Genomic DNA, 14,392 nt, shown 5'->3' with positions numbered 1-14,392 from the left:
GGTCAGATACCGCCCAATGGAGGCTCCGGATGGGGCGGAAAGTGACCCCGCGTTGCTGTTCGGGGTTTTTGAGATTTAGCTATTCCTTTGGCTAACGGGGCGTACTAGCGTAATGGGGTGCCCGAACTCCATTCCGCCGAAGGAACATCCAAGAAGCCTGTGCCCGAAAAGGAACCACTGCCCGCCGCGCCCCGGTACGTGATCACCGCGGAGAACCTGACCAAGACCTACGGCGACGTCACCGCCGTCGACGGTATTTCCTTCAGCGTTCCCGCGGGGGAGTCCTTTGGGCTGCTCGGACCCAACGGTGCCGGCAAGTCCACCACCATGAAAATGATCGGCGGGGTGTCCCAGCGGACCTCCGGGAACCTGACCATCATGGGGCTGGACCCCGAGCAGAACGGTCCCGAGGTCCGCGCGCACCTAGGCGTGGTGCCGCAGCAGGACAACCTGGACGAGGAGCTCAAGGTCCGGGACAACCTGCTGGTCTACGGCCGCTACTTCGGCCTGCCCATGAGCTACCTCAGGCCCAAGGCGGACGAGCTGCTCGAGTTCGCGCAGCTGACGGACAAGGCCAAGTCCAAGGTGGACGCACTGTCCGGCGGCATGAAGCGCCGCCTCACGATCGCACGCTCGCTCATCAACGAGCCCCGCATCCTGCTGCTCGACGAGCCCACCACCGGCCTGGACCCGCAGGCGCGGCACATCCTGTGGGACCGGCTGTTCCGGCTGAAGGAGCAGGGTGTCACGCTCATCCTCACCACCCACTACATGGACGAGGCCGAGCAGCTCTGCGACCGGCTGATCGTGGTGGACAAGGGCCGGATCATGGCGGAGGGCTCGCCGGCGTCGCTCATCCGCGACTACTCCACGCGGGAGGTCCTGGAGCTGAGGTTCGGTTCGGAGCGCAATGCCAGCATCGGCGCCGAGCTCGGGGGCATCGGCGAACGCCTTGAAACGCTGCCGGACCGGGTGCTGATCTACACCCACGACGGCGAGGCGGCGCTGGAGGAAGTCTCCGCACGCGGGCTCCGCCCGCTGACCTCGCTGGTGCGCAGGTCCTCGCTGGAGGACGTGTTCCTCCGGCTGACCGGCAGGAGCCTCATTGACTGAGCCAACCGCGGGCCGCACCGCCGGGTCTGCCGGGTCCCTCACCGCTGGTTCCCCGGAAAGTCCGACGGCGGGACACGCCCTGCGCGCTCACCCTCCCGAGGTGTCGGCCGCCAAGGCGCGGCGCTGGGGCGCCTTCTACTACGCCGAGCAGGTACTGCGCGTCATGAAGGGCTACGGCTGGTCCATCTTCCTGTACAGCGTGGGCCAGCCGGCGGCCTACCTGTTCGCGATGGGCGTCGGCCTGGCGACGCTGGTGGACACCAACAGCGCCTCCGCGTTCGGCGGGGTCAGCTACATCGCCTTCATCGCGCCCGCCCTGCTGGTCTCCGCCGCGGTCATGACGGCCGCCAACGAGTTCACGTTCCCGGTGATGGACGGCTTCAAGTGGCGCCGGGTCTACTACGGGCCGCACGCCTCCCCGCTGACCCCGGAGCAGATCGCTGCCGGGCAGATCATCGCTGTCACCCTGCGGTTCCTGCTGCAGTCCGTCATCTACTTCGTCATCGTGGCCTTGTTCGGCGCATCACCGAGCGGCTGGGGCTGGGGTTCCGTGCTGGTGGCAACCCTGGCCGGGCTCTCGTTCGGGCTTCCACTCATGGCCTACGCGGCGTCGATCAAGGAGGACAAGGGCCAGTTCGCCATGGTGATGCGGTTCATCGTCATGCCGCTGTTCCTGTTCTCCGGTACGTTCTTTCCGCTGGACACGCTGCCAGTGCTGGTCCGCTGGATCGGCTGGATTTCGCCCATCTGGCACGGCACCGAGCTGGGGCGTGTCATGACCTTTGGCTACGACGAATCCCCGGTACTGACCATCATCCATGTCGTGTTCCTGCTGGGACTGGCCTGGTTCGGCTGGGTCCTCACCAGGCGCCAATTCGCCAGGAGGATGGGGCAGTGACACTCCTGACCCAGGGCCACGCCGTCACCGAGGAGGCCCGGAACCGGCGCTTCGGCCCGCTGTATTCACGCAATGCCCGCGCGGTGATCGGGCGGGGGCTGATGGCCACCAAGAGCAGCAACTGGCTGGTCATGCTGTCCGGTTTCTTCGAGCCGGTGCTGTTCCTGATTTCCATGGGTGTGGGGATGGGGGCCGTGGTGGGCTCCGTCGCCGGCCCGGGCGGCCAGGAGATCAGCTACGCGGCGTACATCGCGCCGGCGCTCCTGGCGGTATCGGCCATGAACGGGGCGGTGTACGACTCCACCTGGAATGTCTTCTTCAAGATGAACTTCGCCAGGCTCTACCAGGGGATGCTGTACACCTCGCTCGGACCGCTGGATGTGGCCATCGGGGAGATCTTCCTGGCCCTGCTGCGCGGCCTGCTGTACGCCACCGGGTTTACGGCGGTCATGGGCGTGATGGGCCTGATCACCACACCGTGGGCGCTGCTGATGATTCCTGTCTCGGTGCTCATTGCCTTCGGGTTCGCCAGCTTCGGCATGGGCATCACCAGCTTCATGAAGACCTTCCAGCAGATGGACTGGGTGAACTTCATCATGCTGCCGATGTTCCTGTTCAGCGCCACCTTCTATCCGCTGAGTGTCTACCCGCAGTACATCCAGTGGCTGATCCAGGCCATGCCGCTGTGGCATGGGGTGGAGCTGCTGCGGCAGATCAGCGCCGCCTCCTTTACGCCGGCCACGGCCATCCACGTGGGCTACTACCTGGTGATGATCGTGCTGGGCCTCATGCTCACCACGGGAAGGCTGCGCAGCCTGTTCCTCAAGTAGGTGCCTGCCGGTGCCGGCCGGTGTTCGCCGCCGGTGGAAGCGTCCTGGGGCGCTCCCGGGATTTGAGAGAATAGCTTCATGCAATCTCTGGGCAGCCCCAAGTCTTCATCCACCCCGGGCCGGGGCGGTTTCTCCCTGTTCCGCATCAGCGGCCCGGGCCTGCTGGTCCTGATCACCGCCTTTCTGGTGGCAGTGATCTTCGCCGCCAACCAGAACGACGTCGTCGGCTGGGTAGTTGCCGTCGTCGCCCTGTTCTGGCTGGCGCTCGCCTCCTTCGTGGTCTTCAGCATCCAGCGGGCGGCCAAGAAGGCCGGGGCAAAGATCAACGAGGCACACAACGCATTCAATGCCGCCACTGGCCGCGCGCCCGCGATGGCCGGCCACGGCGGAACCCGCCTGGTCCAGGAGCGCAGCGAGGCGGAGGAACTCCGCGACATGAAGCTCGACCACTCCTTCAAGATCGTCCAGGTGCAGGTGCGCGTGGTGGAGCAGGAGCGGGCCAAGGGCGCCGCCGCGGACCAGGACACCATCCGCCGCGCCCTCGAGACCATCGAAATCACCGCCACCAACGCCCGTGACATGATCAAGTCCTCCGGCGGCTCCGGCGAGCCCGTGACCGGAACCATCATCGACTAGAGTGGAACGGGTGAGCTCGGCATTGAAGAAGGACCACCTTCGCATCGCAACAGTCAACGTCAACGGCCTCCGCGCTGCCTACAAAAAGGGCATGGCCGAGTGGCTCGCGGCCCGCGAAGTGGACATCCTGACGCTGCAGGAAGTCCGGGCCCCGGACGCCATCGTCCGCCAGCTCATCGGCGAGGGGTGGCACATCCTGCACGCCGAAGCCGAGGCCAAGGGCCGCGCCGGCGTCGCCATCGCCTCCCGCGAGGAACCCCTGGTCACCCGCGACCACATCGGCGACGACTACTTCGCCACGGCCGGCCGCTGGGTGGAGGCGGACTTCCGGGTCCGCGACGCCGAAGGCAACGCGTCCCAGCTGACCGTCGTGAGCGCCTACGTGCACTCCGGCGAGGCCGGCACCCCCAAGCAGGAGGACAAGTACCGCTTCCTGGATGTCATGACCACCCGGCTGCCCGAGCTCACCAAGCACAGCGACCACGCCCTGGTCACCGGTGACCTGAACGTCGGGCACACCGAGCTGGACATCAAGAACTGGAAGGGCAACGTCAAGCGTGCCGGCTTCCTGCCCGAGGAGCGTGCCTACTTTGACCGCTTCTTCGGTGAGGAGATCGGCTGGAAGGATGTTCACAGGGGCCTGGCGGGTACCGTCAACGGCCCCTACACCTGGTGGTCGCAGCGCGGCCAGGCCTTCGACAACGACACCGGCTGGCGCATCGACTACCACCTGGCCACGCCCGCCCTCGCGGCTGCCGCAGTGCAGGCCGTCGTGGACCGGGCGCCGTCGTGGGACACCCGCTTCTCTGACCATGCCCCGCTGGTAGTGGACTACCGGCTCTAGTTCCAAAGGCTCCGACGAATGACTTCCACTTCCACCGTGACCGACACCGCCGCCGCGCAGCCCGAAGCAGCAAACGGCACCGGGCCGGCCGCCGGCATCCGGCACCGCATCCTGTCCGGCATGCAGCCGTCCGCCGACTCGCTGCACCTTGGCAACTACCTCGGCGCCCTCGTGAACTGGGTCCGGATGCAGGATGAGTACGACGCTATCTTCTTCATCCCGGACCTGCACGCGATCACCGTCCCCCAGGACCCCGCAGAGCTGGCCCGCCGGACACGCGTCACTGCTGCCCAGTACATCGCCGGCGGCGTGGATGTGAACAAGTGCACCCTGTTCGTCCAGTCCCAGGTGCCCGAACACGCCCAGCTGGCCTGGGTCCTGAACTGCATCACGGGCTTCGGCGAAGCTTCCCGCATGACCCAGTTCAAGGACAAGGCGCTCCGGCAGGGCTCGGACTCCGCCAGCGTTGGACTGTTCACGTACCCGATCCTCCAGGCCGCGGACATCCTGCTCTACCAGCCGCAGGGCGTTCCGGTGGGCGAGGACCAGCGCCAGCACGTGGAGCTCAGCCGCGACCTCGCCACCCGGTTCAATTCGCGCTTCGGCAAGACCTTCACGGTTCCGGAACCCTTCATCCAGAAGGAATCGGCGAAGATCTACGACCTGCAGCTTCCCACGGCCAAGATGTCCAAGTCCGCGGAGTCGCCCGCCGGCCTGATCAACCTGCTCGACGAGCCCAAGGTCACGGCCAAGCGGATCAAGTCCGCCGTGACCGACGCCGAGACCGAGATCCGGTTCGACCGCGAAACCAAGCCCGGCGTCTCCAACCTGCTCACCATCTACTCGGCCATCACCGGGCAGACGGTCGAGCAGCTGGTCAAAGCGTACGATGGCAAGATGTACGGCCACCTGAAGGTGGACCTCGCCGAAGTGGTGACCGAGCACCTGACCCCCATCCGTGACCGCGCCAACGAACTGCTGGCGGACCCGGCTGAACTGGACCGGCTGCTCGCGCTGGGCGCGGACAAAGCCCGCGAGATTGCCTCGGCCACCCTCCAGGACGTCTATGCCAAGACCGGTTTCCTTCCATATGCCGGAGCCCGCTAGCGAGATGCCGGCCCCCAAGCCCGCCAACAGCGGAGTCAGCGAAGGAATGAGCCTCGGGGTCATTCTGGGCTTCCCGCCTGAAATCGCCGCGGAACTGCAGCGGTGGCGGGCGTCCTTCGGGGACCCCATGGCTACGGTCATTCCGGCGCACATCACCCTCGTGACCACCACCCCCACGCAGGACTGGGAAACGGCGCGGGACCACGTGCGCGAGGTGGCCCGGACGCAGGCCCCGTTCATGGTGACCATCTGCGGAACGGGGTCCTTCCGGCCCGTCTCCCCGGTGGTGTTCATCAACGTGGAGGAGGGCTTCCAGGAGTGCGTCGACCTCCACGAGAAGCTCCAGACCGGACCGCTGGAACGCGAGCTGCCCTTTCCCTACCACCCCCATGTGACCATCGCCCACGATGTGGCACCGGAAAGCCTCGATGAGGCCGAAACGGTGCTGAAAGACTACAGGGCCACCTTCCCGGTGGTTAGCATGGGACTCTACGAGCACGACACCGACGGTATTTGGCAGCTACGGGAAGAGCTTGACTTTGGTACCGAACCAGACGACGAACGGGACGCCCTCCGAGCAAACAACCCCGACGGAGCCACCGCTCCCCACTGAGCGGGCCCGCCTTAAGCTGGAGGTCATCCGCAAGCAGGTGGAGTGGGGCAAGGCCCGCCGGTCCGGCCAGGGAGCCTTTCCGCAGCTCAGGGCCCTGGTCCAGTGGCGCCAGGCCCGCCTCAATGCCTTCCGCCCGATGCGCGCCTGGCAGCACTACACGCTGCAGCACGGCCCGCTGATGAGCGCCGGCACCGGCTTCAACATGTTCTTCTCCATCACCGGCCTGCTGGCCACCGGTTTCTCCATCGCGGGGCTGGCGCTCCGCGGCCAGCCAGCGCTCCTGGACCGGATCGTTGCCAGCGTGGCCGAAAGCGCCCCCGGCCTGCTGAAGGTCGACGGCGGCGACGGGCTGGTGGATCCGAAGGACCTTTTGAACCCCGACGGGCTGGGGTGGACCGCGGTCATCGCCGCCGTCGTCACCATCGTCACGTCCCTGGGCTGGATCGCCGGCCTCCGTGAGGGGCTCCGCGGCGTGATGATGCTGGGCCCGCTCAAGCTCAACCCCGTGGTCCTCAAACTGCACGACGCCGGAACGCTGCTTTTGCTCGGTGTCGCCCTGGTCATCAGCTCGGGTGCGTCGCTCGTGTTCGGCACGGCGGCCGGCTGGGCAATGGACCAGCTGCGCCTGGACCCGGCAGTGGCGGGGCCGGTGGCTGCGCTGATCAAGATCGCCGTGCCGCTGGTCCTCAACTGGATCACCGCGCTCATCATGTTCCGTCTGGCCGGCGGACTCAGGCTCTCCCGGCAGGCGCTGCTGGAGGGAACCATCCTCGCAGGCGTGGGCACCACCGTCCTGCAGGTCTTCAGCACCGAACTGCTCGCCGGTGCCGGACGCAACCCCATCCTGGCGCCGTTCGCCATCATCATCGGGCTGCTGATCTGGTTCAACCTGGTCAGCCAGGTCTACCTCGTGTCCGCCTCCTGGTCGGCCATCCGGGAGGAGGACCTGAAGGCCTCGCCGGCAGCCAAAACCACAGGCTGGGGCGCACGGCAGGTGCAGCCCGGTAAGACGCCGGTGGAACGGCACCACCCGGCCGAGCATCCGCGCCCCGTGGGTGTCACTGTCCGGCGTCGAGGTACTGGTCGGCCCACGCCGCGATAATCTTCGCCGCCCGTGCCGCCTGCCCCTTGCCGGTCAGCAGGTGGTCGCTGCCCTCCAGCGAGACGAAGTTCCGCGGGTGGCGGGCCGTCTGGAAGATCGTGCTGGCGTTCTCGATGCCCACGGTGTTGTCCGTGGGGGAGTGCAGGACCATCAGGGGCTTATGCAGCCGCCGGATGCAGTCTGTGAGGTCGGCGTTCTCGAGGTCCTCCACGAAGTGCCTGCGGATTTCCACACGCTTGCCGCCCAGGTCCACCTCGGCGCTGCCTTCGCTGAGGATCTTGTCCAGCGCCGCATCGAACACGTGCGCGACGTGCTTGGGGGAGAAGGGCGCGCCAACGGTCGCAACCGCATCGACCTCAGCAATTTCGGATGCCGCCGCGAGGACAGCCGCGCCACCGAAGGAATGCCCCACCAGCAGGGAAATCGCCCGGCCCTCGGCCCGCATGTACTCCGCCGCCCGCACCGTGTCCGCCACCTTGTGGCTGAAGGAGCCTGCGGACCACTGGCCTGCGGAGCCGCCAAGGCCCACATTGTCGAACCGGAGCATGCCGATCCCGTTGTCCGCAAGCGCCTTGCACATCCGGGACGCCGCGGGGCTGTCCTTACCCAGCGTGAAGCCGTGCGAGAACACGCCCCAACCCTTCACCGGGCCTTCCGGCACGTCGAGGATGCCGGAGAGCAGTTCGCCGGTGGTGCCTTCGAAGGAGACTTTCTCGGAGCGGTGCATCTGTTCTCTCTCTGTCGGTAAACAACGACGGCGCCGCTCACCGTACGTTTTCCGCACGTGGTGAGCGACGCCGTCGTACTCTTTTGTCCGCTAAAAAGCGGCCTTAGATCTTACGGGCCAGGATGGCCTGCTTGACCTCTGCGATGGCCTGCGTGACCTGGATGCCGCGGGGGCATGCCTCGGAACAGTTGAAGGTGGTGCGGCAGCGCCACACGCCTTCCTTGTCGTTGAGGATCTCCAGGCGCATGTCGCCGGCGTCGTCACGGGAGTCGAAGATGAACCGGTGCGCGTTCACGATCGCCGCCGGGCCGAAGTACTGGCCGTCGGTCCAGAACACCGGGCAGGACGACGTGCACGCGGCGCACAGGATGCACTTGGTGGTGTCGTCGAAGCGCTCACGGTCCTCGGCGGACTGCAGGCGTTCCTTCGTGGGCTCGTGGCCCTTGTTGATGAGGAACGGCATGACTTCGCGGAAGGACTGGAAGAACGGCTCCATGTCCACGATCAGGTCCTTCTCCACCGGCAGGCCCTTGATGGGCTCAACGGTGATGGGCTTGGACGTCTCCAGGTCCTTCAGCAGGGTCTTGCAGGCAAGACGGTTGCGGCCGTTGATGCGCATGGCATCGGAACCGCAGACGCCGTGGGCGCAGGAGCGGCGGAAGGAGACGCTGCCGTCCACTTCCCACTTGATCTTGTGCAGGGCGTCCAGCACACGGTCCGTGCCGTACATGGTCAGCTTGAATTCGTCCCAGCGGGCTTCGGCGGAAACCTCGGGGTCGTAGCGGCGCACGCGCAGGGTGATGTCGAACGTCGGGATTTCCCCGCCGCCGCCAACACCGGCAGGAAGTTCGATCTTGGAGGCTGGCTCAGCAAGTTCAGCGGACATATTAGTACTTCCTCACCATCGGCTCGTAGCGCGTAAAGACAACCGGCTTGGTGGCAAGCCGGACACCGGCGATTGCCTCCTCAGCGGAACCGTCGGCCGGTGCGTGGTCTTCTTTGTACGCCATGGAGTGCTTCATGAATTTTTCGTCGTCGCGGTCCGGGAAGTCCTCGCGGAAGTGGCCGCCGCGGGATTCCTCACGGTGCAGGGCGGCAACCGTCATGACCTTGGCCAGTTCCAGCAGGAACCCGAGCTCAACGGCCTCCAGCAGGTCAAGGTTGAAGCGCTTTCCCTTGTCCTGGACGTTGATGCGCGTGTACCGCTCCTCGAAGGACTCGATGTCCCTGAGCACCTGGTTGAGGGTGTCTGCCGTGCGGAACACCTGCATGTTGGCGTCCATGGTGTCCTGCAGTTCCTTGCGGATCGCGGAGACCTTCTCGGTGCCGTTCGCGTTGCGGGCCACGTCCAGCAGCCGGATGGTGAAGTCTTCCGGGTTCTCCGGCAGCTCCACGAAGTCAGCCGTCTTGGCGTACTCGGCGGCGGCAATGCCCGCGCGCTTGCCGAACACGTTGATGTCCAGCAGCGAGTTGGTGCCCAGACGGTTGGAGCCGTGCACGGAAACGCAGGCAACCTCACCGGCAGCGTACAGGCCCGGAACCACGGTGTCGTTGTCCTGGAGGACCTCGGTGGTGATGTTCGTGGGGATGCCGCCCATGGCGTAGTGCGCCGTCGGGAAGACGGGGACCGGCTCCGTGTAGGGCTCCACGCCGAGGTAGGTGCGGGCGAACTCGGTGATGTCCGGCAGCTTGGCGTCGATGTGCGCCGGCTCAAGGTGCGTCAGGTCCAGGAGCACGTAGTCCTTGTTCGGACCGCAGCCGCGGCCTTCGCGGACCTCGTTGGCCATGGAGCGGGCCACGATGTCACGCGGCGCCAGGTCCTTGATGGTGGGGGCGTAGCGCTCCATGAAGCGCTCACCCTCCGAGTTACGCAGGATGGCGCCCTCACCGCGGGCGGCCTCGGACAGGAGGATGCCCAGGCCGGCGAGGCCGGTCGGGTGGAACTGGAAGAACTCCATGTCCTCCAGGGGGATGCCGCGGCGGAACGCGATGCCCATGCCGTCACCGGTGAGGGTGTGGGCGTTGGAGGTGGTCTTGAAGACCTTGCCCGCGCCGCCGGAGGCGAACACCACGGACTTGGCCTGGAAGACGTGCAGCTCGCCGGAGGCGAGGTCGTAGGACACGACGCCGGCAACGCGCTTCTGCTTGTACGTTGTGCCGTCCTCGCGCACGGCGTCTTCCTCGACCGTCAGGAGGTCCAGGACGTAGTACTCGTTGTAGAACTCAACGTTGTGCTTGACGCAGTTTTGGTAGAGCGTCTGCAGGATCATGTGGCCCGTGCGGTCGGCGGCGTAGCACGCGCGGCGCACCGGAGCCTTGCCGTGGTCACGGGTGTGGCCGCCGAAGCGGCGCTGGTCGATGCGGCCCTCGGGCGTGCGGTTGAACGGCAGGCCCATCTTTTCGAGGTCCAGCACCGCGTCGATGGCCTCTTTGGCCATGACCTCGGCGGCGTCCTGGTCAACCAGGTAGTCGCCGCCCTTAATGGTGTCGAAGGTGTGCCATTCCCAGTTGTCTTCCTCGACATTGGCCAGGGCAGCACACATGCCGCCCTGTGCCGCACCCGTGTGGGAGCGGGTGGGGTAGAGCTTGGTCAGTACCGCTGTTCGCGCACGCTGACCGGACTCGATCGCGGCGCGCATCCCGGCGCCACCGGCACCGACGATGACGACGTCGTACTTATGGACCTGCATACCAGACGCTCTTTCTCTCAAATTCGCAATGATCACAGCGGGCGGCCTCAGCCGTGTCCGCACAAAATTGCGGCCCGCCAATCGATGGCGGGCCGCCACGGGATGCTACGCGGGGCAGAAGCCGCCGGGCAGCTGGACACCGTCCACCACGGGGCACGGGTTGAAGGTGAAAATCACCAGGGTGCCGAGGATGATGATGACGGCGGAGGCTGCGTAGAGGACCATCTTGAGCCAGAAGCGGGTGGAGTCCTTCTCGGCGTAGTCGTTGATGATGGTGCGCACGCCGTTGGTGCCGTGCAGCATGGCCAGCCACAGCATGGCGAGGTCCCAGAACTGCCAGAACGGATCTGCCCACTTGCCGGCGACGAAGCCGAAGTCGATGGCGTGGATGCCTTCGCCCACCAGGAGGTTCACGATGAGGTGGCCAAAGATCAGGACAACCAGGACCACGCCGGAGAGGCGCATGAACAGCCAGGCCAGCATTTCGAAGTTGCCGCGCGAGCTGCCGTTACGGCGGTACTTCGGGGCGATCTTGCCGGACTCGGGCTTGCCGCTGATCTGTCCGCTGCGCGGGGACTGGATCTCAGTTGCAGACATGGCTTAGTGACCTCCGAGCGCGAGGGACAGGTGGCGGATGGCGAAGGCGACCATGGTCACGACCCACAGGCCCAGGACCACCCACAGCATCTGGCGCTGGTACTTGGCGCCCTTCTTCCAGAAGTCGACGGCGATGATCCGCAGGCCGTTGAAGGCGTGGAACACGATCGCTGCGACAAGGCCCGTTTCACCCAGGGCCATCAGCGGGTTCTTGTAGGCACCGATTACGGCGGTGTAGGCCTCCGGCGACACCCTCACCAGCGAGGTGTCAAGCACATGGACCAACAAGAAGAAAAAGATCACTACACCAGTAATGCGGTGTCCAACCCAGGACCACATGCCTTCACGGCCGCGGTACAAGGTGCCAGCTGGTTTCGTCGGCACTGAATAAACCTCCCTGAACACAGCGGCGCTGGCGCGGGATCCACGCCGGGGGAAACGCCTGCTGCGAGAGCACTCGTAGCTCAGGCCTAAATCTAGGCTTCGCTTACAGCTTATTCAATTCAGGTGTTCCTTGCCCGCCACGTACTGTACGGATTTTCGGCTCTTTTGAGACAAACACCACATCTGTTGCCGCCCTATCCGCATGCTGGCGGCCGGCGAAAGGGCGCCCTGGGGCGCGTCGGCTAAAGTAGGCCGTGATGAGTAACGACAAAGTGACAAGCCAGGATTCACCTCTCAGCCGTTTTATCGCTGTGATTCCTGCAGGTGGTGTGGGGACCCGCCTCTGGCCTCTGTCGCGTGCAGCAGCTCCCAAATTCCTTCACGACCTCACCGGTTCCGGCAGCACACTCCTGCGTGCCACCTACGACCGCCTGGAGCCGCTGGCCGGAGACCGCGTCCTGGTGGTCACCGGCCAGGCCCACCGCGCGGCCGTCTGCCGTCAGCTGCCCGAGGTCCAGGACGCTGACCTCGTGCTCGAGAGCGAACCGAAGGACTCCGGCGCCGCCATCGGCCTGGCCGCAGCCATCCTGCACCAGCGCGATCCGGACGTCATCATGGGCTCCTTCGCCGCCGACCAGGTGATCAGCCCCGACGGCCTCTTCCAGGACGCCGTGCGCGAAGCCATCCACACTGCCGCGGCCGGCAAGATCGTCACCATCGGCATCAAGCCGACCCACCCCTCCACGGGCTTTGGCTACATCCGGTCCGGAAACTCGCTGCACATCCCCGGGGCGCCCAGCGCCCAGGCCGTCGTCGAGTTCGTGGAGAAGCCGGACGAGGACGTTGCCCAGCAGTACGTGGACAGCGGCGATTATGTCTGGAACGCCGGCATGTTCGTCGCGCCCGTTTCGCTCATGCTCAAGCACCTGGAAGCGAACCAGCCCGAGCTCTTCAACGGCCTCCAGGAAATCGCCCAGGCCTGGGACACGCCGCAGCGTGACGAAGTCACCGCGCGCATCTGGCCCACCCTGCCCAAGATCGCCATCGACTATGCGGTAGCGGAGCCTGCTGCGGCAGCCGGGGACGTCGCCGTCGTGCCCGGATCCTTCCGCTGGGACGACGTCGGTGACTTCGCCTCCGTGGGCCGGCTGAACAGCGCCAAAGAGGTGGACGAGGTGACCGTCCTCGGGGAGGGCGCGCGCGTCTTCACCGAAAACGCCAGCGGCGTGGTGGTCTCGGACACCAAGCGCGTGATCGCACTGATCGGCATCAAGGACGTCGTCATTGTGGATACCCCGGATGCGCTGCTGGTCACCACCAAGCAGCACGCCCAGCGGGTCAAGCAGGCCGTGGACGCGCTGAAGGCCAGCGGCGACACCGACGTTCTCTAGCGGGCGGCACCGCCCAGGGGTACGTGAACCCGGGGCGGCGGACACGTAACGCGGGGAAGGCGATGCCGCTAATTTTTCCGGCATCGCTACAGTTGAGGTGTGCGCAATTACACTACTGAAGCTGAGCCCACCGCCCTGGTGGGGCCGTGGCTCGAGCCCCTGCTGCCGGAACTGATCGATTTTCGCCGTGACCTGCATGCGCACCCCGAACTGTCCTTCAAGGAATTCCGGACGACGGACAAGCTGGCAGAGCGCCTCGAGGCCGCCGGCCTCGAGCCCCGCCGCCTGGAGGGCACCGGCCTGACCGTGGACATCGGTGAGGGCCCGATCGCCACGGCGCTGCGCGGCGACATCGACGCCCTGCCGATCATCGAGGAAACGGGACTGCCGTTCGCCTCGAAGAACCACGGCGTCACGCACGCCTGCGGCCACGACGTGCATACCACCACCATGCTGGGCATCGCCCTGGTGCTGCACCGCATGCACCAGGAGTCCCCGCTTGGGGCGACAGTGCGCATCATCTTCCAGCCGGCCGAGGAAACCATGCCCGGCGGCGCACACTCCTGTATCGAGCAGGGCGTCCTGGACGGCGTCCCGCGCATCCTGGCGCTGCACTGCGACCCGCGCATCGAAGTGGGCAAGATCGGCACGCGCATCGGCGCCATCACCTCGGCGTCCGACACCATCAGGATCGAACTGTCCGGCCGTGGAGGCCACACCTCGCGCCCGCACCTGACTGAGGAACTGGTGTTCGCGCTGGCCCAGATTGCCGTGAACGTGCCGGCCGTCCTGTCCCGCCGGGTGGACGTCCGCAGCGGCGTCTCGGTGGTGTGGGGACACATCTCCGCGGGTTCGGCCCCCAACGCGATCCCCGCCACCGGATACATGGCAGGCACCATGCGCTGCCTGGACCGGGATGCCTGGCACAGCGCCGGCGAACTGCTGGATGAGGTGGTGCACCAGGTGGCCGCTCCCTACGGCGTGGACGTTCGGCTGGAGCACACCCGGGGCGTTCCTCCGGTGGTCAACTCGGAGCACGAAACCGCACTGATCGAAGCCGCGGCACGCGCTGAGATCGGCGAAGGCGCAGTGGTGCTGACGCCGCAGTCCATGGGCGGGGAGGACTTTGCATGGTTCCTCGCCGAGCTGCCCGGGGCCATGATGCGCCTTGGCACCAAGACCCCCGGCGGCGAGGAGTATGACCTGCACCGCGGCGACTACATCCTGGACGAGCGTGCCCTTGGACTCGGTATCCAGGTCCTCACCGCCGCAGCACTCCGCACCATCCGGGACCTCTAAGCCGGCCGTCCCCCCGCAAGCGGACACTTCAGCTCCGCCTCCCGCGCGAACGTACAGTTGTGGCCCCCTGAAACCCTGGTTTTAGGGGCCCAAAAGTAAGGGGCCGCGGTGTGTGGGGGCCGTAAAGTGTGGCAAACAGAATATGCCCCCACAGGTATAGA

15 protein-coding genes are annotated in these 14,392 nt (G+C 66.1%); 10 read left to right on the top strand and 5 right to left on the bottom strand.

The annotated features are described in order from the left end of the window. The first annotated feature begins 177 nt into the window (after positions 1-177). The 8 genes from ACFRAH_RS18855 to ACFRAH_RS18820 all read left to right on the top strand — a co-directional run bounded on the left by ACFRAH_RS18855 (position 178) and on the right by ACFRAH_RS18820 (position 7,143). On the top strand, positions 178-1,113 hold the full coding sequence (locus ACFRAH_RS18855) for an ABC transporter ATP-binding protein (protein WP_377992493.1): 936 nt from the start codon (positions 178-180) through the stop codon (positions 1,111-1,113). Between the two features lie 79 nt (positions 1,114-1,192). Further along, the gene (locus tag ACFRAH_RS18850) at positions 1,193-2,011 is read left to right on the top strand and encodes an ABC transporter permease (RefSeq protein WP_377992492.1); all 819 of its coding nucleotides are present in this window, start codon (positions 1,193-1,195) and stop codon (positions 2,009-2,011) included. Continuing rightward, the gene (locus ACFRAH_RS18845; RefSeq protein ID WP_377992431.1) at positions 2,008-2,841 is read left to right on the top strand and encodes an ABC transporter permease; all 834 of its coding nucleotides are present in this window, start codon (positions 2,008-2,010) and stop codon (positions 2,839-2,841) included. Before ACFRAH_RS18850 ends, ACFRAH_RS18845 begins: the two co-directional genes overlap by 4 nt. Positions 2,842-2,919: 78 nt before the next feature. Beyond that, positions 2,920-3,477 carry a hypothetical protein gene (locus ACFRAH_RS18840; RefSeq protein WP_377992430.1) on the top strand — a complete coding sequence of 186 codons (558 nt, stop codon included), beginning with the start codon at positions 2,920-2,922 and terminating at the stop codon, positions 3,475-3,477. Positions 3,478-3,487: 10 nt separating this feature from the next. Continuing rightward, positions 3,488-4,321 (top strand): exodeoxyribonuclease III, encoded by an 834-nt coding sequence (locus ACFRAH_RS18835; protein WP_377992429.1) that lies wholly within the window; start codon positions 3,488-3,490, stop codon positions 4,319-4,321. An 18-nt stretch (positions 4,322-4,339) separates the two neighbouring features. Continuing rightward, complete coding sequence (gene trpS, locus ACFRAH_RS18830) at positions 4,340-5,428, top strand: tryptophan--tRNA ligase (RefSeq protein WP_377992428.1); 1,089 nt, start codon at positions 4,340-4,342, stop codon at positions 5,426-5,428. Positions 5,429-5,432: 4 nt separating this feature from the next. Then, positions 5,433-6,041 carry a 2'-5' RNA ligase family protein gene (locus tag ACFRAH_RS18825; RefSeq protein ID WP_377992427.1) on the top strand — a complete coding sequence of 203 codons (609 nt, stop codon included), beginning with the start codon at positions 5,433-5,435 and terminating at the stop codon, positions 6,039-6,041. Between the two features lie 37 nt (positions 6,042-6,078). Further along, positions 6,079-7,143 carry a YihY/virulence factor BrkB family protein gene (locus ACFRAH_RS18820; RefSeq protein ID WP_377992491.1) on the top strand — a complete coding sequence of 355 codons (1,065 nt, stop codon included), beginning with the start codon at positions 6,079-6,081 and terminating at the stop codon, positions 7,141-7,143. Here the strand turns inward: ACFRAH_RS18820 and ACFRAH_RS18815 are convergent. The 5 genes from ACFRAH_RS18815 to sdhC form a co-directional block, all read right to left on the bottom strand. Then, on the bottom strand, positions 7,100-7,870 hold the full coding sequence (locus ACFRAH_RS18815; protein ID WP_377992426.1) for an alpha/beta hydrolase family protein: 771 nt from the start codon (positions 7,868-7,870) through the stop codon (positions 7,100-7,102). The genes ACFRAH_RS18820 and ACFRAH_RS18815 overlap by 44 nt on opposite strands. Positions 7,871-7,973: 103 nt before the next feature. Beyond that, complete coding sequence (locus ACFRAH_RS18810; protein WP_377992425.1) at positions 7,974-8,756, bottom strand: succinate dehydrogenase iron-sulfur subunit; 783 nt, start codon at positions 8,754-8,756, stop codon at positions 7,974-7,976. Between the two features lies 1 nt (position 8,757). Beyond that, positions 8,758-10,560: a succinate dehydrogenase flavoprotein subunit gene (gene sdhA / locus ACFRAH_RS18805; protein ID WP_377992424.1), complete on the bottom strand. Its 1,803-nt coding sequence runs from the start codon at positions 10,558-10,560 to the stop codon at positions 8,758-8,760. Between the two features lie 105 nt (positions 10,561-10,665). Then, the gene (locus ACFRAH_RS18800; RefSeq protein WP_377992423.1) at positions 10,666-11,157 is read right to left on the bottom strand and encodes a succinate dehydrogenase hydrophobic membrane anchor subunit; all 492 of its coding nucleotides are present in this window, start codon (positions 11,155-11,157) and stop codon (positions 10,666-10,668) included. A gap of 3 nt (positions 11,158-11,160) precedes the next feature. Then, positions 11,161-11,541, bottom strand: a complete 381-nt coding sequence (gene sdhC, locus ACFRAH_RS18795) for a succinate dehydrogenase, cytochrome b556 subunit (protein WP_076798412.1) — start codon at positions 11,539-11,541, stop codon at positions 11,161-11,163. A gap of 257 nt (positions 11,542-11,798) precedes the next feature. Between sdhC and ACFRAH_RS18790 the strand changes: the two genes are divergently transcribed. Both ACFRAH_RS18790 and ACFRAH_RS18785 read left to right on the top strand, forming a co-directional pair. Continuing rightward, on the top strand, positions 11,799-12,932 hold the full coding sequence (locus tag ACFRAH_RS18790; protein WP_377992422.1) for a mannose-1-phosphate guanylyltransferase: 1,134 nt from the start codon (positions 11,799-11,801) through the stop codon (positions 12,930-12,932). A 99-nt stretch (positions 12,933-13,031) separates the two neighbouring features. Further along, positions 13,032-14,231: an amidohydrolase gene (locus ACFRAH_RS18785; protein ID WP_377992421.1), complete on the top strand. Its 1,200-nt coding sequence runs from the start codon at positions 13,032-13,034 to the stop codon at positions 14,229-14,231. The last annotated feature ends 161 nt before the right edge of the window (positions 14,232-14,392 follow it).

Origin of the sequence: Arthrobacter sp. NPDC056727, from assembly GCF_042790555.1 — a bacterium.
Taxonomy (GTDB): Bacteria; Actinomycetota; Actinomycetes; order Actinomycetales; family Micrococcaceae; genus Arthrobacter.
The sequence above is the reverse complement of the archived record's forward strand: the minus strand, read 5'-3'. Positions and strand labels throughout refer to the sequence as shown.

Bases quoted from the DNA above. Each gene is read 5' to 3' on its own strand.
- ACFRAH_RS18810 (WP_377992425.1), bottom strand. From the start codon at position 8,756: ATGTCCGCTGAACTTGCTGAGCCAGCCTCCAAGATCGAACTTCCTGCC.
- sdhA (WP_377992424.1), bottom strand. From the start codon at position 10,560: ATGCAGGTCCATAAGTACGACGTCGTCATCGTCGGTGCCGGTGGCGCC.
- ACFRAH_RS18800 (WP_377992423.1), bottom strand. From the start codon at position 11,157: ATGTCTGCAACTGAGATCCAGTCCCCGCGCAGCGGACAGATCAGCGGC.
- trpS (WP_377992428.1), top strand. From the start codon at position 4,340: ATGACTTCCACTTCCACCGTGACCGACACCGCCGCCGCGCAGCCCGAA.
- ACFRAH_RS18840 (WP_377992430.1), top strand. From the start codon at position 2,920: ATGCAATCTCTGGGCAGCCCCAAGTCTTCATCCACCCCGGGCCGGGGC.
- ACFRAH_RS18815 (WP_377992426.1), bottom strand. From the start codon at position 7,870: ATGCACCGCTCCGAGAAAGTCTCCTTCGAAGGCACCACCGGCGAACTG.
- ACFRAH_RS18825 (WP_377992427.1), top strand. From the start codon at position 5,433: ATGCCGGCCCCCAAGCCCGCCAACAGCGGAGTCAGCGAAGGAATGAGC.
- ACFRAH_RS18790 (WP_377992422.1), top strand. From the start codon at position 11,799: ATGAGTAACGACAAAGTGACAAGCCAGGATTCACCTCTCAGCCGTTTT.